Annotated in this window: 19 protein-coding genes; 2 read left to right on the forward strand and 17 right to left on the reverse strand. The window is 50.1% G+C overall.

The features are described from left to right. Positions 1-320 precede the first annotated feature (320 nt). Both secA and HR45_RS16320 read right to left on the reverse strand, forming a co-directional pair. Entirely contained in the window at positions 321-3044 is a 2724-nt protein-coding gene (gene secA / locus HR45_RS16315) for a preprotein translocase subunit SecA (RefSeq protein WP_037445150.1), read from the reverse strand. Positions 3045-3102: 58 nt separating this feature from the next. Further along, positions 3103-4002, reverse strand: coding sequence for a M23 family metallopeptidase (locus HR45_RS16320; RefSeq protein ID WP_037445152.1), 900 nt, complete (start codon positions 4000-4002; stop codon positions 3103-3105). Between the two features lie 28 nt (positions 4003-4030). Between HR45_RS16320 and HR45_RS16325 the strand changes: the two genes are divergently transcribed. Then, positions 4031-4492 carry a DUF721 domain-containing protein gene (locus tag HR45_RS16325; RefSeq protein ID WP_037445154.1) on the forward strand — a complete coding sequence of 154 codons (462 nt, stop codon included), beginning with the start codon at positions 4031-4033 and terminating at the stop codon, positions 4490-4492. On the opposite strand, the gene lpxC is transcribed toward HR45_RS16325, so the two are convergent. The 15 genes from lpxC to mraZ form a co-directional block, all read right to left on the reverse strand. After that, positions 4489-5409 (reverse strand): UDP-3-O-acyl-N-acetylglucosamine deacetylase, encoded by a 921-nt coding sequence (gene lpxC / locus HR45_RS16330; protein WP_037445156.1) that lies wholly within the window; start codon positions 5407-5409, stop codon positions 4489-4491. The genes HR45_RS16325 and lpxC overlap by 4 nt on opposite strands. A 170-nt stretch (positions 5410-5579) precedes the next feature. Continuing rightward, on the reverse strand, positions 5580-6770 hold the full coding sequence (gene ftsZ, locus HR45_RS16335; RefSeq protein WP_037445159.1) for a cell division protein FtsZ: 1191 nt from the start codon (positions 6768-6770) through the stop codon (positions 5580-5582). Positions 6771-6804: 34 nt separating this feature from the next. Further along, positions 6805-8040: a cell division protein FtsA gene (ftsA, locus tag HR45_RS16340; protein WP_037445162.1), complete on the reverse strand. Its 1236-nt coding sequence runs from the start codon at positions 8038-8040 to the stop codon at positions 6805-6807. Between the two features lie 3 nt (positions 8041-8043). Continuing rightward, positions 8044-8808: a cell division protein FtsQ/DivIB gene (locus HR45_RS16345; protein ID WP_156104101.1), complete on the reverse strand. Its 765-nt coding sequence runs from the start codon at positions 8806-8808 to the stop codon at positions 8044-8046. A 98-nt stretch (positions 8809-8906) separates the two neighbouring features. Then, the gene (gene murC / locus HR45_RS16350; RefSeq protein WP_037445165.1) at positions 8907-10370 is read right to left on the reverse strand and encodes a UDP-N-acetylmuramate--L-alanine ligase; all 1464 of its coding nucleotides are present in this window, start codon (positions 10368-10370) and stop codon (positions 8907-8909) included. 15 nt (positions 10371-10385) lie between these two features. Next, positions 10386-11477 (reverse strand): undecaprenyldiphospho-muramoylpentapeptide beta-N-acetylglucosaminyltransferase, encoded by a 1092-nt coding sequence (murG, locus tag HR45_RS16355; RefSeq protein WP_037445168.1) that lies wholly within the window; start codon positions 11475-11477, stop codon positions 10386-10388. Next, positions 11477-12691 carry a cell division protein FtsW gene (ftsW, locus tag HR45_RS16360; RefSeq protein ID WP_037445171.1) on the reverse strand — a complete coding sequence of 405 codons (1215 nt, stop codon included), beginning with the start codon at positions 12689-12691 and terminating at the stop codon, positions 11477-11479. Before ftsW ends, murG begins: the two co-directional genes overlap by 1 nt. Continuing rightward, complete coding sequence (gene murD / locus HR45_RS16365) at positions 12678-14000, reverse strand: UDP-N-acetylmuramoyl-L-alanine--D-glutamate ligase (protein WP_037445173.1); 1323 nt, start codon at positions 13998-14000, stop codon at positions 12678-12680. The genes ftsW and murD overlap by 14 nt, the downstream gene beginning before the upstream one ends. Before the next feature lie 4 nt (positions 14001-14004). After that, positions 14005-15087 carry a phospho-N-acetylmuramoyl-pentapeptide-transferase gene (gene mraY, locus HR45_RS16370; RefSeq protein WP_037445174.1) on the reverse strand — a complete coding sequence of 361 codons (1083 nt, stop codon included), beginning with the start codon at positions 15085-15087 and terminating at the stop codon, positions 14005-14007. After that, the gene (locus HR45_RS16375) at positions 15088-16461 is read right to left on the reverse strand and encodes a UDP-N-acetylmuramoyl-tripeptide--D-alanyl-D-alanine ligase (protein WP_037445175.1); all 1374 of its coding nucleotides are present in this window, start codon (positions 16459-16461) and stop codon (positions 15088-15090) included. It lies immediately after the preceding gene. Beyond that, positions 16458-17924 carry a UDP-N-acetylmuramoyl-L-alanyl-D-glutamate--2,6-diaminopimelate ligase gene (gene murE, locus HR45_RS16380; protein ID WP_037445176.1) on the reverse strand — a complete coding sequence of 489 codons (1467 nt, stop codon included), beginning with the start codon at positions 17922-17924 and terminating at the stop codon, positions 16458-16460. The genes HR45_RS16375 and murE overlap by 4 nt, the downstream gene beginning before the upstream one ends. Next, the gene (locus HR45_RS16385; RefSeq protein WP_037445177.1) at positions 17921-19657 is read right to left on the reverse strand and encodes a penicillin-binding transpeptidase domain-containing protein; all 1737 of its coding nucleotides are present in this window, start codon (positions 19655-19657) and stop codon (positions 17921-17923) included. Before HR45_RS16385 ends, murE begins: the two co-directional genes overlap by 4 nt. Continuing rightward, positions 19654-19971, reverse strand: a complete 318-nt coding sequence (ftsL, locus tag HR45_RS16390) for a cell division protein FtsL (RefSeq protein WP_037445178.1) — start codon at positions 19969-19971, stop codon at positions 19654-19656. Before ftsL ends, HR45_RS16385 begins: the two co-directional genes overlap by 4 nt. 6 nt (positions 19972-19977) lie before the next feature. Beyond that, positions 19978-20919: a 16S rRNA (cytosine(1402)-N(4))-methyltransferase RsmH gene (rsmH, locus tag HR45_RS16395; protein WP_037445179.1), complete on the reverse strand. Its 942-nt coding sequence runs from the start codon at positions 20917-20919 to the stop codon at positions 19978-19980. Between the two features lie 26 nt (positions 20920-20945). Further along, on the reverse strand, positions 20946-21404 hold the full coding sequence (mraZ, locus tag HR45_RS16400) for a division/cell wall cluster transcriptional repressor MraZ (protein WP_037445181.1): 459 nt from the start codon (positions 21402-21404) through the stop codon (positions 20946-20948). A gap of 435 nt (positions 21405-21839) precedes the next feature. Here mraZ and HR45_RS16405 point away from each other — a divergent pair, with 435 nt between their 5' ends. Beyond that, positions 21840-22136: a hypothetical protein gene (locus HR45_RS16405; RefSeq protein ID WP_037445182.1), complete on the forward strand. Its 297-nt coding sequence runs from the start codon at positions 21840-21842 to the stop codon at positions 22134-22136. Positions 22137-22143: the final 7 nt, after the last annotated feature.

Raw genomic sequence — 22143 nt, forward strand, 5'->3', positions numbered from 1 at the left:
AGTGGGTGCGCATTATAGGGACATCAGAAAACTGCGCAACCCCTTTTTTCGAGTTTTTTTGATTTTTTTTAAAATAATGAGATAGCCACAATTTACGCACGAGTTACTCATAGAGTTATCCACAGAACACGCTTTTTGGGGGTTAATTAGGGGGATTCGGCACTGCTCTATAATGAAGAACAGCTTGTATGAAGTCTGTCGAAAAGTAGTATTACCGAACTAAGAGTTTAATATTTTCTGATAAATCGGAATTGTTTTTACCCTATAACCAGGAAGGGCGCCTTTAAGGCGCCCTTCTACTTCTTATATAGCAGTGTCGATTAGCTCAGTTTGCCATGACACTGTTTGTATTTTTTACCTGAGCCACATGGACATGGATCATTGCGACCAACTTTTTCACCATCACGAATAACCGGTGCAGAAGGCATTCCTTGAGGCGCAGGCGCTTCATCCGCCATTGCTTCTGCAGCTGCATGTTGGAATTCACGTTCAATACGTGCTTCATTTTCGCGACGACGCGCTTCCATTTCATCAACGTCAGATTGTGCTTGTACTTGCACCTTCGACAGAATACTAATGACATCATGTTTCAGCGTATCCAACATTTGTTGGAACAGCTCAAATGACTCACGCTTATATTCCTGCTTCGGATTCTTCTGCGCATAACCGCGTAAGTGAATACCTTGGCGCAGATAGTCCATTGCCGCGAGGTGTTCTTTCCACAAACCATCGAGGGTTTGCAACATGACGGCTTTTTCGAATTGACGTAGTACTTCCGGACCTACCATCTCTTCTTTGGCATCATAAGCTTGCTGCCATTGAGTAACGATACGCTCACGCAAGGTTTCTTCATGCAGGTCGTCTTCGTTATCCAGCCACTCTTGTAATGGCAGCTTCAACGCAAATTCTTGCTCCAGACGTTCTTCAAGGCCCGCGACATCCCACAACTCTTCTACTGATTGCGGTGGAATATAGTTGTCGACCAGTGTATTGATGACGTCTTCGCGAATACCTTCGATAGAATCCTTGATGGATTCCGCATCCATCAGCGCGTTACGTTGCGAGTAAACGACCTGACGTTGGTCGTTGGCCACATCATCGTATTCAAGCAGTTGCTTACGAATATCAAAGTTACGTGCTTCCACTTTACGTTGAGCGTTTTCAATCGCGCGCGATACCCATGGGTGTTCGATCGCTTCACCTTCTTCCATACCCAGCTTTTTCATCATGCCGGCAACACGGTCAGAGGCGAAGATACGCATCAAGCTATCTTCCATCGACAGATAAAAACGTGATGAACCTGGGTCACCTTGACGGCCTGAACGGCCACGCAACTGGTTGTCGATACGACGAGATTCATGGCGTTCGGTACCCAGAATATGTAAACCACCAGCGGCTAACACATGATCGTGACGTTGCTGCCAATCAGTACGAATGGCATCAATCTGTTCTTGGGTTGGATTTTCCAACGCTTCGATTTCAGACTTCCAGCTACCACCTAACACGATATCGGTACCACGGCCGGCCATGTTGGTGGCTACGGTAACCGTACCTGCTCGTCCGGCTTGTGCAACGATCTCCGCTTCATGTTCGTGGAACTTAGCGTTCAATACTTGGTGCGGGATCTTTTTCTGCTTCAGCAGATGCGACAGCAGTTCAGATTGTTCGATTGATACGGTACCCACCAACACAGGCTGACCACGTTCACGACAATCTTCGATATCTTTAATAATGGCTTCGTATTTTTCACGGGCGGTGAGATACACCAAATCCGCCATATCCTTACGGATCATTGGGCGGTTGGTCGGTACGACTACTGTGTCCAAACCATAGATGTGTTGGAACTCAAACGCTTCGGTATCAGCAGTACCTGTCATACCCGCCAGTTTTTCATAGAGACGGAAATAGTTCTGGAAGGTAATCGATGCCAACGTCTGGTTTTCGTTTTGGATCTTAACACCTTCTTTAGCTTCAACGGCTTGGTGCAAACCTTCAGACCAACGACGCCCCGGCATAGTACGACCGGTGTGTTCATCGACGATGACGATTTCGTTGTTCTGCACAACGTAATCAACGTCTTTTTCAAACAGGTGGTGCGCGCGCAGACCAGCGTTAACATGGTGTAGTAAAGAGAGGTTAGCTGCAGAGTAAAGCGATTCGCCTTCAGCAAGTAAGCCTACCTGTGTAAGCAGTTGCTCGATTTTTTCCTGACCACGCTCAGTCATGTTTACTTGCTTGGATTTCTCGTCGATAGAGAAATCGCCGTCACCCGTAAATTCGTCTGAGTCTTCTTTCTCCTGACGAATAAGTTGCGGGATCAGCGTATTAACTTTGATGTACAACTCAGAGCTATCTTCCGCAGCCCCCGAGATAATCAGTGGCGTACGAGCTTCGTCAATCAGAATCGAATCCACTTCGTCGATCAGCGCATAATGCAGCGGACGTTGCACACGTTCGTTCGGTGAGAACGCCATGTTGTCACGCAGATAATCGAAACCAAATTCGTTGTTAGTACCGTAGGTGATATCGGCGCTGTATGCGGCCACTTTGTCTTGGTGTTGCATACCGGACAAGTTAACACCAACGGTCAGCCCCAGGAATTCAAACAATGGACGGTTGGTTTCAGCATCGCGCTTCGCCAAATAGTCGTTCACGGTAATGACATGTACACCTTTGCCGCTAATCGCATTCAAATAGGCAGGCAAGGTTGCCGTCAGTGTTTTACCTTCACCGGTACGCATTTCAGCGATACGGTTAGAGTCCAACACCAAACCACCGAGCAGCTGCACGTCAAAGTGACGCATTTCGAAGGTACGCTTTGAGGCTTCTCGAACGGTCGCAAAGGCTTCTGGCGTGATCGATTCTAATGATTCGCCATTTTCAAGACGGGCACGGAACTCTGCAGTTTTGGCTTTGAGTTGCTCATCGCTGAGCTTTTCATACTCAGCTTCAAGAGCGTTAATCTTATTTACAACCTTCCCCAACGCTTTAAGTGTGCGTTGGTTACGGCTACCAAAAATTTTTGTCAGTACTTTACCTAACATCTGAATCACTTATTAAGTTGTAGGCCAGACCCGATTCGAGGCTGGCGGCCAATTTCCGTTAACCCGCGTGACGATATACAAATTTCTTTGGATCGATCTGCTGACCGTTACGCAGTACTTCGTAATGTACATGGGGACCGGTAGAACGGCCGGTACTGCCCATGCTGGCGATTTTCTCGCCTTTGGCAACCACATCACCTACAGCTACTGACAATGTTTCGTTATGGCCATAGCGGGTACGCAATCCGTTTCCGTGATCAATTTCCACCAGATTGCCATAACCAAACATATTTCCAGCCCATGTGACTACCCCTGCACCAGTGGCAATCACATCAGCTCCTTCCGAACCAGCAAAGTCGATGCCTTTGTGCATCGCTCGATGGCCGTTAAAAGGATCGTTTCGTAAACCGTAGGGCGAGGATAGCCAGCCTTTGCTGACTGGTCGCCCGGATATGTAACGCTCTTGTTCTATATTGAGATTACTTGCCACAGTTTCAAGCAGTGACAATTGAGCATTACCTTTATCTATTCCTGAAGCCAGCTGCTCCATATCGTTAAGCAACTGGTTTAATTCGATAGTTGAACCAAAATCACTTGGACCGCCAACACCAACTTCGGCACCAAAATCAAATTGTTCATCTAGTTGATAATTCTGAGCGAGCTGCTGCCCAAGCGCTTCAAGCCGGGTAAGTTTGGCTTGCATTTTTGCGACGTGACTGACCAAGGTAGCCAGTTGATTTTCGGTAGCGCTTTTGAGTTGTTTGACCTGCCGCTGTTGTGCTTCACGTGCTTGACGCTCGCTATCAACACTGGCTTGCTGCGACTCAAATCGCTGCTGATTGTATTGGTACAATCCGGCCCCAGTGGCAATGAGCAACATTGGCAATAATAGCCAACGTTTTCCCGGTTGCCAGCGCGTGACGCCATTTCGACCCTGAATAAAAACTGTTACACTCATAGCCTCGTTAAGCCATCTTATTATCGTAATGAAAAAGCTCCCCCAACACCTCAGTCAACTGGTTCACCAGTCAGGCATTTTACCTGAGCTGGCTGAGAGAGCAGAGCTTTTGTTATACCTGGACCGTACCGTCAAAGGTATGTTATCTGGTCCAGTCAGCACACAGCTTACCGTCGCCAATTTTCGTCAAAACATTCTGGTCATCGAGACCACTACCGCTGTTTGGGCTGCTCGGCTTAACTTCCAAAAAGCGCAATTACTGCAGCAGCTCCAGTCAGAAGCGCTACCAATGCTTACCGCTATCGAGGTGAAAGTCAACCCGACTCTGATTTCCCGCGATACAAAACCCAATCCACCTCACAGGCAAATCAGCGAAACGACTGCTTCTCACTTATCAGACTTGGCTGAAACTGCAGGTGGCACCTTAGGGCAGAAACTAAAACGGCTGGCTGCATTAGCCAGCCGTAAAGGCTCTGAAACGACGGATTAAGCCATCACCACAGAGGCTGGCATGCTGAAACTTACCGGAGCATCGGCTTCTTTATCGAAGCTTACGACTTCCCAAGCATCAGCATTAGCTAACAAGGCACGAACTAAGTTGTTATTCAGTGCGTGGCCAGTTTTGTAGGCGCTGAACTCACCGATAATGGCATGACCGGCAACATATAAGTCACCGAAAGCATCCAAAATTTTGTGCTTAACGAATTCATCCTCATAACGCAGGCCATCGGGGTTGAGGACACGATATTCATCAAGCACTACGGCGTTTTCCATACTTCCGCCCAACGCTAAGTTATTAGCGCGCAGATACTCAATATCACGCATAAAGCCAAAGGTTCTGGCACGACTGATATCTTTGATAAAGGCCGAAGAGGAAAAATCCATTACCATCTGTTGCTGGCTACGGGCGATTTCGGGATGGGCAAAATCGATAGCAAAGTTTACTTTGAAACCTTTGTAAGGTTTCAGCTCTGCCCATTTATCACCATCTTCTACACGCACCGTTTGCTTAATTCGCAGATATTTTTTTGCGGCAGCCTGTTCTTTAATTCCTGCGCTTTGCAGCAGGAAGACGAATGGACTGGCACTGCCGTCCATAATCGGAATTTCAGGCGCATCGACTTCGATTACTGCGTTATCAATACCCAAACCCGCTAATGCTGCAAACAGGTGCTCAATCGTCGAGATCCGTACGCCGTCATTATTGACTAACGCAGTACACATGGTTGTTTCACGAACCAGATCTGCTTTTGCCGCAATGGCAACTGCAGGTTCGAGATCAGTGCGCATCAGCACAATCCCTGTGTTGACGGGTGCAGGTCTAATGGTCAAAGTCACTTTGTTGCCAGAATGCAATCCGACCCCAGTTGCTTTTACCGTATTTTCAACAGTTCTTTGAAAAATCATTTAGTTACCCGTATAAAACTCAACGTTAAATCATGTGACCTGAACAGCAAAACCCCGGCGTTATAGCCAAGGTGGTCGGATATCTTAACATAACCTAAGCAATACACAAAAAAATACTGACGCTGAAATAATCAACGCTAGATCAAATTTTCAGCATCCCGCCGTGCTAATTAATCCGCTTGCTTACGCAAAAACGCCGGAATATCCAAGTAATCCAGTTCATTTTTGTGCGGATTAGGGTTAACTGCAGGCTTTACAGAGGCTGCGGTATTGCCATTGCTGACATGTGCCACCGGCTCATCTGTTGGAACATGTGTTTCCACTTTTGGTTCCACAACAGGTTCAGCGCGCGGTGCAGCTTTAGTCGTCACCAACTGAATGTCTGGCTTACGTTCAGCACCGATACCAGTCGCAACCACAGTTACGCGCAGCTCGTCACTCATTTCTGGGTCAATAACCGCACCCACAACCACGGTAGCAGTATCAGAAGCGTAAGCTTTCACGTGGTTACCCACAGTTTCAAACTCTTCGATGCTCATATCCATGCCCGCAGTAATGTTAACCAACACGCCACGCGCACCCGCCAAGTCGATATCTTCCAGCAACGGACTCGCAACAGCCGCTTCAGCTGCTTCTTCTGCACGATCTTCACCACGTGCCACACCGGTCCCCATCATGGCGTTACCCATTTCAGACATTACCGTGCGTACGTCAGCAAAGTCGACGTTAATCAGACCTGGACGGGTGATCAGCTCGGCAATACCTTGCACAGCACCAAGCAACACATTGTTGGCAGCAGCAAAAGCATCCAACAATGAAGTACCACGACCTAACACTTTCAGCAGTTTTTCGTTAGGAATGGTGATCAACGAATCCACATTTTTGGCCAGTTCAGCGATGCCCTGTTCGGCATAAGCCATACGCTTTTTACCTTCAAACGGGAATGGCTTGGTCACCACAGCAACGGTCAAGATGCCTTCTTCTTTGGCAATCTGCGCGACCACTGGTGCTGCACCAGTCCCGGTACCACCGCCCATACCGGCGGCGATAAAGATCATGTCTGAGCCTGCAATCGCAGCACGAATGCTTTCACGATCTTCTTCAGCGGCTGCACGACCGATTTCTGGATTAGCACCCGCACCAAGACCTTTAGTTACGCCGCGGCCCAACTGAATGGTGGTGCCAGCAGAAGACTTACGCAGTGCTTGTGCGTCTGTATTGGTTACCATGAACTCAACACCTTCGATGTTGTGCTCAACCATATGCTCGATAGCGTTGCCACCACCGCCGCCTACACCGATGACTTTGAGGACTGCATCGCTCATCGCATCGTCTGAATGGGTATCCATGATTTCAAACATGGTTTAATTCTCCCTGCTACCTGCGTTTACTGAGTTAAAACTCACCTTTAAACCAACTCTGGACCCGATTCCATAAGCTGGTTACCCCTTGACGCTCTGGTTTTTCTAACTGACGATCCATCAGTCTTCTGGCGCCGTAATGCAACAACCCAACTCCAGTGGAGTAGATAGGTTGGTCTACATATTCATAAAGTCCCTTCACCGGCAGCGGCTTAGCCACACGTACCGGCATGCCGAAAGTTGCCTCGGCAATATCAACTGCGCCTTCAATTGACGCTGTACCACCGGTAATCACAATACCGGCAGCAATTTGATCTTCTAATCCGCTGTCTTTCAGTTGTTTGAACACCAGCTCAAACAGCTCTTGGTAACGCGGCTCTACCACTTCTGCCAGCGTGTGGCGGCTCATGGTCCGTGATGGACGACCGCCAACTGACGGCACTTCAATACTGTCTTCGCGACTCACCAAGGCACTGCGCGCGCTGGCATATTGCACTTTAATCTGCTCCGCATGTGACAGCGGTGTACGGAAAATCTTGGCGATATCATTAGTCACCTGATTTCCCGCTACTGGCACCACGGCGCAATGACGCAAGGCACCATTGGTGTATACCGCGATATCAGTGGTACCACCGCCAATATCGACCAAACAGACACCCAGATCTTTTTCATCGTTGGTCAGTACCGCATCAGCCGATGCAATGCCGGAAAACACCAAGTCATCCACTTTTAAGCCACAGCGCTCAACACTCTTGGTAATGTTCTTCGCCATATCGTTGGCACAGGTGACAATATGCACCTTGGCTTCCATACGCATACCAGACATACCAATCGGGCTCTTAATGCCCTCTTGCACGTCAATGGCGTACTCTTGCGGCAGCACGTGCAAAATACGACGCTCAGTCGGGATCTTTACTGACCGAGCAGTGTGAATGACGTTTTCGACATCTTCCGAGGTCACCTCTTCGTCATTGATAGACACCATGCCGTTTTCGTTTTGGCAATCGATATGCTTGCCGGAAATACTCAAATACACCGAAGATACTTGGCAATCAGCCATTAATTCCGCTTGATCCAATGCTCGCTGAACACTGCGCACAATAGAGTCGAGATCATTCACACCACCTTTATCCATGCCGCGCGACGGATGATTACCGAGCCCGACAATGCTGATTTCACCATCAGGTAGCACTTCACCAATAATCACGGCAACTTTTGCGGTGCCAATATCCAATCCGACGATCAGATTTCTTTCTTGGTTTTTGGTCATCGATCACTGACTCTCTTCTTGTGATGCTTCCCAGCCTACGGCCAGTCCGGTGTCGTAACGCAAATCCACTCGCGCGACGCTTTTATCCTGTTTTAACAACTCCGGATACACGTTGATAAAACGTTGTATCCGCGACATTTTATCTTCTCGGCCGAGATCGAGCACAATGCCATTTCCCAGCTCAGCCTCCCACGCTAAGCGTGGGCTTAAATGCAATTTCTGCAGATGAAAACTGTTGATGCGCAACAGCTCTTCCATCTGCTTATAAGCGGTGAGCACATCCACACCACGGTCATCCGGCCCAGACAGCCAAGGCAATGTATCTAGCCCCGGCTCTTGCGGCGCGGCAAACACCTCACCGTGTTCATTCAGCCATGCGGTAGCATTCCAGTGCGCTACAGGGCTCTGCTCCTGCAGATAAACCTTTAGCTTCGCTGGCCAATCGCGCCGCACCGAAGCGTGATACACCCAAGGCAAGGCTTCCAATGCCTTCTGCACTTCCATCACATCGGCGCTGAAAAAGCTGCGCGCCATCAAATCCTGCAATGCTGTACGTATCTCTGCGTCACTGGTAAAGCGACGCTCACCTTTTACCGCTACCGCCTGAATTGGCAAGGCATCAGCGTCGTTCAGCAACAGGTCGAGCTTCCAACCTGCATAAGCGAGGCCGAGCAGTATCAACAGCAGGAAACCCAGTCCGCTGATTAGATACCAATTTGCTCGCCGCAGTCGCTGCCGAACAGATACCAATTTTTGCGCCAATCCCATCCTTCAGGCTCCGTCATGACGGCGGAAAAACGGCCATTATACGGAGCCGAAAATCTTGGTCAAAATTTATCGTACAAACGTTAATAACCGCTTGTTTTTTATTCAATTGCATCGGCTTTTACCTGATTTTTAAAACCAAGTTTGCTGGCCGCCAGCGATTTTGATAATGCGCCAATATTGCCTGCGCCTTGGGTCAACATCAGATCGCCATCCTGCAATACGCCGGGCAACAACTCAGCTAGCTGCTCAGGCGTAGCAACATAAACCGGATCCACCTGACCACGTAGGCGGATACTGCGGCACAAGCTACGGCTGTCAGCCCCCGCAACGGGTGTTTCACCTGCGGCGTAGACTTCCAACAACAGCAAACAATCAACCTGTGACAGTACATCGACAAAATCTTCATAGAGATCACGGGTACGGGTAAAACGATGCGGCTGAAATGCCATCACCAAACGCTTATCCGGCCAGCCAGCCCGCGCCGCTTTAATCGTCGCTGCCACTTCACTGGGATGATGGCCGTAATCGTCCACCAGCATGATGTCGCCATTTGGGGTGGCAAAGTTGCCCAAATGCTGAAAACGACGGCCAATCCCCTGGAATTCGACCAACGCCTGCAAAATTGCGCTATCGTCAATGTCATCCTCGGTCGCAACCGCAATCGCGGCGAGTGAATTCAGCACGTTATGACGGCCTGGTAAATTCAGCGTGATGTCTAAATCATCACGGCCTTTGCGGCGCAGGGTAAAGTGACACTGTCCTACCGTTTGGCTGAAATTCAGCGCTTGTACATCGGCATCATCGCTAAAACCATAAGTCACCATATGACGACCGATGCGCGGCATAATTTCGCGCACCACAGGGTCGTCGATACACAGCACCGCCACGCCGTAAAACGGCAGGTTATGCAGAAAATCAACGAAGGTGGTTTTCAGCTTTTCAAAGTCCCCACCATAGGTATCCATATGGTCGGCTTCGATGTTAGTGACCACTGACACCATCGGCTGTAGGTGCAGGAACGAAGCATCGCTTTCGTCCGCTTCAGCAATCAAGTAACGGCTATGGCCCAAGCGCGCGTTGGTACCGGCACTATTCAGCAAACCGCCAATCACAAAGGTAGGATCTCGTCCTGCTTGTCCATAAATACTGGCGATCAAACTGGTGGTAGTCGTTTTACCGTGAGTGCCAGCAATGGCAACACCATGGCGATAACGCATCAGCTCGGCCAACATTTCAGCGCGGCGTACAATCGGCGTGCGGTTAGCTTTAGCAGCCACAAGTTCTGGGTTGTCGGCCTTAATCGCGGTCGAGACCACCACCACATCAACATTCATTACCGCTTCAGCGGTATGACCAATCACAATCTTGGCGCCAAAAGATGCCAAACGTTCGGTGACGGCATTCTCAGCGATATCTGAGCCACTGATCTGGTAGCCTTCATTCAGCAGCACCTCAGCGATACCGCCCATACCAGCACCACCGATACCGACAAAATGAATACGCCGTACCCGGCGCATTTCCGGGATGGTTGCTCGTAACTGGGCGTATTTAGCTGCATTCATACTCTTTTTTATCCTTTACTCTGCCAACTGCTTACATACGTCAGCGACTCTGGCAGTTGCATTCGTTATGGCGACTTGCTTAGCGTTTTGTCCCATTTCAACCAACAGTTGCCGATCTTCGGCCAACGTCAATAACTGTTGCGATAAGCTCTCTACGGTCATCTGCTCCTGTGGCAACAAGCGTCCGGCGTTAGCCTTGACCAAGACATTGGCATTGCGAGTCTGGTGGTCATCTACGGCATGTGGCAAGGGGACTAAAATCGCTGGCAAGCCGACAGTTGCAAGCTCTGACACCGTTAGTGCACCCGCTCGACACACCACCACATCGGCCCAGCGATAAGCGGCTTCCATATCATCGATAAAATCCGCGACCTTGACGCGATCTTCTTGACCAACGTTCTGGTATGCCGCTAACAATCCCGCCTGATTTCCCTTACCCGCCTGATGCCACACAGTTACCGAACACTGTTGACTCAATTTCGCGACCGTTTCAGGCATCACTTCGTTAAACACTCGCGCCCCCAGACTACCGCCGACCACCAGCACTTTTAATGCTTCTGAGGCCATAGAGCTACGCGGCTGCTCACCCAAGCTCACCAGCTCTTGGCGAATCGGGTTACCGACAACTTCGGCTTTCACCTCGGTAAAGGTGTCGGCAAAAGCACACAGCGTGCGGGTGGCAATCTTCGAGAGCAATTTGTTCGTCAGTCCAGGGATCGCGTTTTGCTCATGCAACACCAACGGAATACCCGCTAATTTGGCGGCTACCCCACCAGGCGCGCTGGCATAGCCCCCCATGCCCATCACCACATCAGGTTTAAACTCGCGGATAACTCTCCGCGCTTGCCAGACTGCCCGCAGCAGTTTTAACGGCGCAGCCAACTTGCGCAGGACACCGTTACCACGCACACCTTTGATGTCGATAAAGGCGATATCAAAACCATATTGCGGCACTAAGCGCGCTTCCATACGATCGGCGGTCCCCAACCACTGCACCTGCCAGCCCTGCTGTGCCAGATGCCGCGCGACCGCTAACGCCGGAAATACGTGACCGCCAGTACCACCGGCCATCACTAAAATGCGTTTACCCTGCTCGCAGCTCACCATTATTTCATTCTCCCTTGCACCGCCTGAATCAAACTCAGGCGCCGCTCATGGTCGATGCGAATCAACACCATGGCTGCTGCGGTCATTACCCATAAACTACTGCCACCATAGCTAATAAATGGCAGGGTTAATCCTTTAGTTGGCATCATGCCGATACTGGCGCCAACGTTGACCACGGTCTGAAAACAGATCCAAATGCCAATGCCGTAAGCAAGATAACCTTCAAATGCCCGCTCCATCGCCAAACATTTGTGTCCCAGTTTCAGCGCGCGAATCGAGACGAACAACAACACTGACAACACGGCGACAATGCCGACAAAACCAAGCTCTTCCCCAATGACAGCGAAGATAAAGTCAGTATGGGCTTCCGGCAGATACTCCAACTTCTGAATACTGTTACCGAGCCCTTGCCCCAACCAGTCACCGCGGCCATAGGCCATCAAGGATTGCGTTAACTGGTAACCGCTACCAAACGGGTCCTGCCAAGGATCCAAAAACGAGGTCACACGGCGCATACGATACGGCTCAAACACCACCAAGCCAGTGAACACTATGGTGCCCGCCAACAGCAGCACGAAGAAGTCAAACAAACGTGCTCCGGCCAAAAACAGCAAGCCCACCGTAATCACGAACAGCACAATCACTGTGCCTAAATCGGGCTGCAGAATGATCAGCAAAGCGTAAAAGACAAATACCGCAATCGGCTTATAGAAGCCTTTAGCGTTTTCTCTTACTTCCTGATGACGCCGTACCAAATAACCAGCCATGTACACCGAGAACACAAACTTGGCCATTTCGGCCACCTGAATCCGGATTGGCCCCACCGATAACCAGCGGGTTGCGCCGTTGACGGTAGTACCAACCACCAGCACCGCAATCAGCATCAGTGCAACGCCAAGCAACATCCACGAACTGAGCTGCTGCCACTGCTCCATACTGATACGTAATACCACTGCGGCAATCACGACGCAGCCGGCCAGATAAAACAGATGACGCCACACAAAGTAAAATGGGTTGTCTTTTAAGCTCTGGGCTTCAGGCATAGAAGCAGACATCACCATTACAAACCCGAACGCCATAAGTGAGATAACCGCAAACAGCAAATGCCGGTCATACAACTGCATGCCCGGAGCTTCCCGTTCACGAAACCAGTCCGCCCATGGCCAGCGAATGCGGCCACTAAACAGACTGAGTTGCTTCTCACTGCTGCTCATCAAGCGCCTCCACGCGCGCGCAGAAATCATCACCCCGCGCCATAAAGTTGGGGTACATATCTAAGCTGGCACAGGCGGGCGACAACAATACAATGTCACCGGAGTTCGCAATTTCATTCGCCTTAGCCACTGCTTCTTCCATGTTAGCGACCTTAATCGCCCCTTCTTTTTGTGCGGCAATCTTGTCACCATCACGCCCTAGCGTGATCAGCGTGCTGACGCCATCCAATGCGTCTTCAAGTGCACTGAAATCAGCGCCTTTACCATCGCCACCTGCGATTAAAATAATGTCGCCCAAATAATCACTCAGACCATTGAGCGCCGCCAATGTCGAACCGACGTTGGTGGCTTTAGAGTCATTGACCCAACGTACGCCATTTTTTGATGACACCAGTTCACAGCGATGGCGCAATCCTTTAAATTCCTTGGCCACTTTTGCCATTGCGGCTTTTTCCACACCCGCAGCGTCGGCTAACGCCATGGCGGCTAAGACATTAGCGAGGTTGTGGCTACCCAGCAGCGAAATTTCATCAATATTCATGATCTCACTGCTACCACGGACGATTTTGCCATCCGTGACGCCCCAATCATCACCCTCTGGATTGCCAAGCCCAAAGCTGGTGACATTCATCGGTGACAGCGGCTCGGTTTGTTCATCATCACGGTTAAACACCGCTAAGCGGCTCTGATCAAACAGATGCAGCTTAGCGCGACGATAAGCCTCAAGATCGCTGTAGCGATCCATATGGTCTTCGCTGATGTTCAGACAGGTCGCCGCAATACAATCCAGACTATTGGTGGTTTCTAACTGAAAGCTCGACAACTCCAACACATAATGCGTGGCATATTGGTTAAGCAGCTCTAACGCTGGTACACCTAAATTGCCGCCAACAGCGACATCGATGCCTGCTTCTCTGAGCATCTCACCAACTAACGTGGTTACCGTCGATTTACCGTTAGAACCGGTAATGGCCAGCACGCAAGGTGATCGGTCAGCAATGGCGCGCGCAAACAACTCAACATCGCCAATCACTTCAATGTCCATATCCAAGGCTACACGCACTTCTGGCGTATCCATCGGGATCCCCGGACTGATAATGATCTGCTCCGCTTGTACCAGCGCGCGACAATCAAAGCCGCCCACATGGCAATCCAATTGTGGAAATTCGGCTTTAATTTCATCGAGTCCAGGCGGATTGCGCCGACTGTCCATCACCAGTGGCGTAATGCCTTGCGACATCAGATAACGAACCACCGATTTGCCGGTAGCTCCCAACCCCATCACAATGTGCGAGTATCGTTGCGCCATAGCCTTACCTCAGTTTCAGCGTTGCCAAACCCAGCAACACCAAAAACAGCGAAATGATCCAGAAGCGCACAATCACGCGCGGCTCTGGCCAGCCTTTTAATTCGTAGTGGTGATGAATCGGTGCCATGCGGAAAATCCGTTGGCCACGCAATTTGTACGACCCTACCTGCAAAATCACAGACACGGTTTCCATCACAAATACGCCGCCCATGATCACTAACAAAATCTCTTGCCGCACCAATACTGCAATTGTGCCGAGTGCCGCACCCAGCGACAGCGAGCCAACATCGCCCATAAACACTTGCGCCGGATAGGTGTTAAACCATAAAAAGCCCAATCCGGCTCCCACGATGGCGGTACACACAATAACCAACTCACTGGCGCCTGGTAGATGCGGAATGTTCAGGTACGCCGCAAACTGCGCGTGACCAGACAAATAAGCAATCAAGGCAAATGCTGCAGCCACCATCACTGTCGGCGTTATTGCTAGGCCATCGAGACCATCGGTCAAATTCACCGCATTGCTAGAACCGACAATGGTGAAATAGGCCAGTACCATAAAGACAGCACCCAACTGCGGCATCACGTCTTTAAAAAACGGCACCACTAACTGAGTTTCCCCCGCTACGCCAGCGGTGTAATACAAGTAAACAGCCACCACCAGTGCAGATACTGACTGCCAAAAATACTTCCAACGCGCCACCAGCCCCTTCGGATCTTTGCGGATCACTTTGCGGTAGTCATCCATAAAACCAATAAGGCCAAAGGCCGCTAATACAAACAGCGTCACCCACACATAGCGGTTATCAAGATCGCCCCACAGCAACACACTGAGGAAAATGCCTGCGAGGATGAGTAACCCACCCATGGTTGGCGTACCGCGCTTACTAAAATGCGACTCTGGACCATCGTTACGTACTACCTGACCAATCTGCAGCAATTGCAGTTTTTGGATCAGTTTTGGCCCCCACCACAGTGAAAAGCTGAGCGCCGTCAGCAAGCCGAGAATGGCTCTGAAGGTCACATAAGAAAACACATTAAACCCGGTATAAAACTGGGTCAGATACTCCGCCAGATAAACCAGCATTTACACTAACTCCCCACGCCCTTGCGCCGCTATTAAGGCTTCGACAACTCGCTCCATGCGCGAACTGCGAGAACCTTTTACCAATACAGTGACCTTCCCAGTATGCTGTTTGATATCTGTTATTAATTTATGCACCAGTTGCTCTACATCTTGCAGATGTGGAGTGCCGAATCCTTCGCTGGTATTTTGCGTTAAGTCACCGCAGCAATAGAGTGCTGATACGCCAGCCTGTTTTGCCTGCTCGCCGAGCTCGCGGTGTAAAAGCGCGGCATTGTCGCCTAATTCGCCTAAGTCGCCCAGTACCAAGGCGCGAAATCCTGATAATTCTGTCAGCCAATTGATAGCTGCGGTGACCGATGCCGGATTCGCGTTATAACTGTCATCCACCAACAACACTCGGCCAAACTCATGCGGCACCATGCGCCCTTTCACCGGTTTCATAGCTTCGAGTCCCGCTTTGATAACGGCCAATGGCACGTTCAGCGCAATACAGATAGCGGCCGCCGCTAATGCATTACTCACCTGATGACGCCCAGCTAATGGCAGTTGGATAGCGAGCTGCTGCAGCTTGTACTCCAACACAAACTGATAACGCCCACCGATATCGCTGCTCAACTGCTTGGCCATCACGTCGGCCGCGTCTTGACAGGAAAACGCTAACTGACGATGGCCCGCAGCTGCCTGACGCATGACGTCAGCATAATGATCGTCGGCATTAATAATGGCGATACCGTCTGCTGTAAGATGGCGGAAAATCTCTGATTTAGCCTTGGCGACACCGGCTTCTGAACCAAAGCCTTCCAAATGCGCACTGGCTACATTGTTCACCAATGCCACTTGTGGCCGTACTATGCTGGAGGTGTAATCAATCTCACCTGGATGATTAGCACCGAGCTCAAACACTGCGTATTCGTGCTTTGGCGTCAACCGCAGCGCCGTGAGCGGTACACCGATATCATTATTGAAATTACCTGCGGTATAGAGCACCGAAAATTGGCGCGCCAAAATCGACGCGACCATCTCTTTGACACTGGTTTTGCCGTTAGAGCCAGTTAAGGCAACACAACGGGGCGCTATTCGATCGCTCACTAATTTCCCTAACTGACCCAATGCCTTATGGGTATCAGCTACCACCAATTGCGGTGTAGCGATAGGCAATTCACGATTAACCAACAACGCCATCGCACCAGCGTCGATAGCGCTTTGCGCATAATCATGACCGTCAAAACGTTCACCTTTAAGCGCGATGAACAGGCTGTCTGTTGCGACGCGGCTGTCGGTGGTCACGCGATTTACCACGATGTCCAATGCCAACGACGGTACTAACCGCGCACCTAAGGCGATGGCAATCTCACCCAACGTTAAGGCAATCATTCATGACCTCCGCAGAGTTGTTGCGCCAACGCGCGTTCATCGTAATGCCGACGTTTTCCGTTAATCTCTTGATAAGTCTCATGTCCCTTGCCTGCCAGTAAAATCACGTCGCCTGGCTTAGCTAATGCCACTACTTGCTTAATGGCGGTTTCTCTATCAACTTCAAATAGTGCCGCGTCAGGCTGTAATAAACCTGCGCGAATATCGTCTAAAATCGCGACGGGATCTTCACTGCGCACGTTATCGCTAGTCACCATAATGCGATCGGCTAAGCGCTCTGCAATGGCGCCCATTTGAGGCCGTTTGCCTTTATCGCGATCACCTCCGCAACCAAACAAACACCAGAGTGTACCGTCACAGTGACTACGTGCCGCTTGCAACGCTTTATCTAGACCATCTGGAGTATGGGCGTAATCGACAACAATCGAATAGCCAGCAGCTGCGGTAAAACATTCCATACGACCAGCGACAGGTTGTAATCTAGGTGCTAGCTCAAGCAGCTGCGGCATTGAATAGCCCATGGCGTATAGCGTGGACAGTGCCGCTAACAGATTGGCAAGATTGAATTCGCCTAACAACGAGGTGTTAAGTGTTCCCATACCTTCGGGCCATAGAATCTGCGCCGTCATGCCGGCATGATGATAATGAGCTGAATGCGCGCGAATTGTGGCAGAGGTGTCATTTTGCAATGAAAAACCTAACGCCAATTCGCCAAGTTCTTGAAACCAAGCAGCCCCCACGCTGTCGTCCAGATTAATCACCGCATGTTTCACACTCGGAAATGCCATCAGCCGTCTTTTGGCCGCGGCATAGGCTTCCATGCTGTGATGAAAATCGAGATGATCACGACTAAGGTTGGTAAATACCGCCACTTCAAACGGCACCGCATCCACACGCCCTTGCACTAAACCGTGGCTGGAAACTTCCATCGCGCAAACATCGATCTGTTGCTGCGACATGTCGTTCAGCTGTGTTATTACGGTGACCGCATCCGCGGTGGTATTGCCAGTATCAATCAGCTGATTCAGCCGACCATTACCGATAGTGCCCATCACGGTCGCTTGCTGGCCCAGCAACTCGACCCATTGCGCAATCAACTGAGTTACCGAAGTCTTGCCATTGGTGCCAGTAACCCCCACCACACGGGTGTGCCAACCTTTCGGCAGGAAAAACTGTGCCGCTACTGCGGACAACTGCCGATTCAACTGGAAAAAATCGATAACTAAGCCATTTTCGCGATGCACATGGCCGTGTTCATCCGGCACATCGGTATGACGCAATACCGCTGTCGCACCGTTACTTTGCGCTGCCGCGATATATTCGCGGCCATCAACTCGGTAACCGGGCACCGCCAAGAACAAGCCGCCGTTAACGACCTTACGACTATCAATTGTCGGCGCAGCGACTGATTCGTTACCTGCATAATGAAACCAAGGTGCCAGCAGATCTTTGAGGAGTATCATGGCTGACCTCCCGGTGTACCAGCTAACTGCACTAGCTCGCGCGTGCTGGCAGGTTCAACGTTGAGCATCTGCAACGCACCTGACATCACCTTACCAAATACCGGACCAGACACATCACCACCATAGTAGTGATCGCCTTTGGGTTCGTTCACTACGACGACCATTGCCAGGCGTGGATCGTTGGCAGGCGCAACGCCAGCAAACAGTGCTACATAGTCATCACCATAACCGCCGGCAACCGCTTTACGGCTGGTACCCGATTTCCCGGCGACCGGATAGCCATCGATATGCGCTTTTGTGCCTGTGCCGCCTTCCTCGGTGACACCCACCAGCATTTTCAGCACCTCTTTGGCGACATCTTCTGATAGCACGCGCTTACCTTCCGGCGCTTGCTTCAATTTGAAAATGGAGGATGGATAAAGCATACCGCCACTGCCCAATGTAGCGTACATACGCGCCAACTGCAGTGGTGTCACAGTCAAGCCATAACCAAACGCCAATGTGGCGCGCTCAAAGTCAGACCAACGGTGACGTTCTGGTACTAGGCCAGGACTTTCGCCCGTCATATTAATGCCGCTGTAGCCACCTAGTCCCAATGATTGATAGGTACCCAGTAAGTGTTGGATTGGCATTTCTAACGCCAACTTACTGATACCCATATTGGAGGATTTTTTTAGGATCATCGCTAGCGTGATATCACCGTAGTTGCGGCTATCTCGCACCTGCTGACCACCAATACGCATCCAACCTGGCGAGGTATCCACTTTGTCGCCCGGCTTCACAATCCCAGCTTGTAGTGCCGCGGCCACCACAAAAGGTTTTACCGTAGATCCCGGTTCATAGGCATCCACCAAGGCGCGGTTACGCATACGGTAACTTTGCAAATGATCACGGGAGTTAGGGTTATAGGAAGGCGTGTTAGCCATCGCTAAGACTTCGCCAGTACGAACATCTATCATCACCAAAGATGCAGAAGTTGCCTGATACATTTCGGTGGCACGTTTCAATTCGCGATAAGCCAGTTGTTGAATGCGTTGATCGATGCTCAATACTAGATCGTTGGGGCTTTCGCCTTCCTGAATAATATCGAGTCGCTCTACCACGCGACCGTCGCGAGACTTACGCACCTTCTGTTTTGACGGCGTTCCCGTCAACCAGTTGTCGTAGGTATTTTCTAAGCCTTCAATGCCCACATCATCAATATTGGTGATCCCCACCAACTGAGCCGTAATTTCACCGGTTGGATAGTAGCGACGAGATTCAGCTTTGAGATATATGCCGGGCAGCTTGAGCTGCCGAATATAATTCGCCACTTCCGGGGTAATTTGTCGTTTTAAGTAGGTAAAACGTTTTTTCGGGTTATCGCGCACCCGGGCAAGCACTTCATCTACCGGCTCATGCAGCACATCGGCCAATGCTTGCCAACGACGCATATCTTCAAAGCCATTTTCATCAAACACCACTTTAGGATCGGCGTATACCGCCCGCACAGGCACACTGACCGCCAGCATTTCACCGTTGCGATCGGTAATCAAACCACGTTGTACTTCATTTGACGTGGTGCGGAGTGTCCGCATATCGCTTTCATGGCGCAGTCGCCCAGGCTCAAGCACCTGAATATAAGCGGCACGCGCCACCAGCGAGAAAAAAACCGCGCATACGGAAAAAACCACCAGCTTTAAACGCCAGTGGATTGGTTCAGGTTTGGTAATCCTTTTCGCCTGCTTTTTCATGGCAGTCTCACTATAACCTCTTGACCTGGTGAGGGACGTTCCATATCCAAATCCTTAGTGGCAATTCGGGTGACACGGCTATGCTCTGCTAACGACTGCTCTTCCAGCAGCAGATTGCGCCATTCGATGTCCAGTCGATCCCGTTCTTGCTGTAATTTATCTAACTGACTCGTTTGTGAACGACTAATGTGGCTGGTATACACCACCGCAATAGCGTTCAACATCACGGCAAAACCAACTAAAATCATCCACTTGTGATGCCAAATGTCGAGAATCACAATGCGGGTGAGATTGAGCTGCTTAGTTGCCGTCATCGACAATTAATCCGCTAACCGTTCGGCGACGCGCAACACTGAGCTACGGGCTCTGGGGTTGAGCGTCAACTCCTGCTCTGACGGCTTCATCGCTTTACCAATCGGTTGTAATTTACGATTACGGTTGAGTTGTTCCTCAGTTACCGGTAAGCCATAAGGCACTTCTTCGGCTTGGCTAAATTTGCGAATAAAACGCTTCACCATCCGATCTTCTAACGAATGAAAACTGATCACCGACAGACGACCATGTGGTGCCAATACCGTTACTGCACCTTCAAGTGCTTGATTAATTTGTTCTAACTCGCTGTTGATATAGATACGAATTGCCTGAAACACCCGCGTGGCCGGATGCTTATTACGCTCTTTATGCTTGGTGATACGTTCAATCAACGAGGCTAAATCTTTAGTACGCAGGAATGGCGTTTGGTCGCGATCAGCGGCAATACAACGGGCAATATGGCGCGCATTTTTCTCTTCACCATAGGTTTTGAATACCCACGCCATATCATCGATATCAGCGCGCGCTATCCATTCAGCAGCTGTTTCGCCCTTGCTATTATCCATGCGCATATCGAGCGGGCCATCACGTAAAAAGCTAAAGCCACGTTCCGCATCATCGAGCTGCGGCGATGACACACCTAAATCCAACAGTACGCCGTCAATCTTGCCTGTGAGTCCCATCGACTCGATGTATTCTGCCAGCTGTCCGAAACCACCGTGTACGATGGTAAAGCGATTATCATCAGCAAACGCTTTGGCCGCTTCAATGGCTTGCGGATCGCGATCGATAGCAATCAAGCGGCCATGCTCTCCCAGACGTGCCAGCACCTGACGCGAATGACCGCCACGACCAAAAGTGCCATCTATATAGATGCCATCAGGACGAATGTTTAACCCTTCCACGGCTTCATTAAGTAAAACCGATAGGTGCGCAAAGTTTTCGCTCATTTGTCTCTTCTTTAATTTAGTGTCACTTAAAGCGAAAAATCAGCCAGACGATCACTGGCCGTAATGCCTTCGGTGCGGATAAGCGCCAAACTGTCATCCAACTGCTGCTGCCACAGTTGCTCATCCCATAGTTCAAATTTATTTAGCTGTCCGACCAGCATCAGCTTTTTATCGAGTGCTGCATATTTACGTAGCGGCGGCGTGACCAAAATGCGGCCATTGCCATCGAGTTCGCATTCTTGTGCGTACCCGAGCAACAGGCGTTTCACTGCCCGCTCTTGTGGCTGTGTATCAGAAAGCTTCTGCAGCTTGTCAGCAATCACTAACCATTCATTCAATGGATAGATGAGTAAGCATGCAGATTGGATATCAACAGTGACAACCAGCTTGCCTTCATGATTGGCGCGCAAAAGTTCGCGGTATCGCGTTGGCATCGCGATCCGGCCTTTGGCATCCAAGTTAAGGGCACTGGCTCCGGAAAACATCCGGCTCTCCTTTATCGTGTTAAAAGATCCACATTGATCCACAAATTCCCACAAATGCTAAGTGTAGGGACAGTCAATAAAGCTTGTCAAGCGATCGGATCCCGTTTAAATCCAGTCGCCAAGCGGGTTAGCGGCGTGTTACAGGAAAGTAGATAGGCGTCAAAAAAGTGGAGCATTGTGGGAATTTGTCACTATATATCAGCTCGATAAGGAACATGATTCACCAGTGAATTGGCATTTGAACCTACAAAAGTGGATCTCAGCGGGTTGTTTTCCCCATTTTCACTAAATTCTTACAATTACCACACAAGCGTCAACTAATTTGCCACCACCTAATTTTGGTTAAAGTTTGTGCAATTTTTGCCGATAATATGTGTGTAGAGGTGTCAAATATAACAACAAGCAGGTGTAACGACAGAGAGTAAGGTAAACGATATGGGCTTAGAAACTATCTATGCGATGCAGGCGTTACCACCGCCGAATCAATACAAGAGCAAACGAGACGTAAAGCAGGTCAGCGACTCAGCTGAAGTTGCGCCTGAGCATGAAAATGAGCAAAAGGCGATTACACCTCATCTGCAAGAACGTCGTAAACGTGTTGAAAGACGTAAAGCACAGCGACCGTTTGCACGCGAACGCCGTAAGGGCAATCGTCGCCAACCACAAAATCGTGAACCTGAACAATCAGCTGCATCATCGGATAGTGGTGCCATTATCGATATTACCGTGTAGTTTCAGC

Origin of the sequence: Shewanella mangrovi, assembly GCF_000753795.1 — a bacterium.
GTDB classification, from domain to species: domain Bacteria; phylum Pseudomonadota; class Gammaproteobacteria; order Enterobacterales; family Shewanellaceae; genus Shewanella; species Shewanella mangrovi.

Bases quoted from the DNA above. Each gene is read 5' to 3' on its own strand.
- HR45_RS16385 (WP_037445177.1), bottom strand. From the start codon at position 19,657: ATGAAAAAGCAGGCGAAAAGGATTACCAAACCTGAACCAATCCACTGG.
- HR45_RS16325 (WP_037445154.1), top strand. From the start codon at position 4,031: ATGAAAAAGCTCCCCCAACACCTCAGTCAACTGGTTCACCAGTCAGGC.
- HR45_RS16405 (WP_037445182.1), top strand. From the start codon at position 21,840: ATGGGCTTAGAAACTATCTATGCGATGCAGGCGTTACCACCGCCGAAT.
- rsmH (WP_037445179.1), bottom strand. From the start codon at position 20,919: ATGAGCGAAAACTTTGCGCACCTATCGGTTTTACTTAATGAAGCCGTG.
- HR45_RS16320 (WP_037445152.1), bottom strand. From the start codon at position 4,002: ATGAGTGTAACAGTTTTTATTCAGGGTCGAAATGGCGTCACGCGCTGG.
- HR45_RS16345 (WP_156104101.1), bottom strand. From the start codon at position 8,808: ATGGGATTGGCGCAAAAATTGGTATCTGTTCGGCAGCGACTGCGGCGA.
- ftsW (WP_037445171.1), bottom strand. From the start codon at position 12,691: ATGAGCAGCAGTGAGAAGCAACTCAGTCTGTTTAGTGGCCGCATTCGC.
- ftsA (WP_037445162.1), bottom strand. From the start codon at position 8,040: ATGACCAAAAACCAAGAAAGAAATCTGATCGTCGGATTGGATATTGGC.
- HR45_RS16375 (WP_037445175.1), bottom strand. From the start codon at position 16,461: ATGATTGCCTTAACGTTGGGTGAGATTGCCATCGCCTTAGGTGCGCGG.
- mraZ (WP_037445181.1), bottom strand. From the start codon at position 21,404: ATGTTTTCCGGAGCCAGTGCCCTTAACTTGGATGCCAAAGGCCGGATC.
- murE (WP_037445176.1), bottom strand. From the start codon at position 17,924: ATGATACTCCTCAAAGATCTGCTGGCACCTTGGTTTCATTATGCAGGT.
- ftsL (WP_037445178.1), bottom strand. From the start codon at position 19,971: ATGACGGCAACTAAGCAGCTCAATCTCACCCGCATTGTGATTCTCGAC.
- secA (WP_037445150.1), bottom strand. From the start codon at position 3,044: ATGTTAGGTAAAGTACTGACAAAAATTTTTGGTAGCCGTAACCAACGC.
- murG (WP_037445168.1), bottom strand. From the start codon at position 11,477: ATGGTGAGCTGCGAGCAGGGTAAACGCATTTTAGTGATGGCCGGTGGT.
- mraY (WP_037445174.1), bottom strand. From the start codon at position 15,087: ATGCTGGTTTATCTGGCGGAGTATCTGACCCAGTTTTATACCGGGTTT.
- murD (WP_037445173.1), bottom strand. From the start codon at position 14,000: ATGGCGCAACGATACTCGCACATTGTGATGGGGTTGGGAGCTACCGGC.
- ftsZ (WP_037445159.1), bottom strand. From the start codon at position 6,770: ATGTTTGAAATCATGGATACCCATTCAGACGATGCGATGAGCGATGCA.
- murC (WP_037445165.1), bottom strand. From the start codon at position 10,370: ATGAATGCAGCTAAATACGCCCAGTTACGAGCAACCATCCCGGAAATG.
- lpxC (WP_037445156.1), bottom strand. From the start codon at position 5,409: ATGATTTTTCAAAGAACTGTTGAAAATACGGTAAAAGCAACTGGGGTC.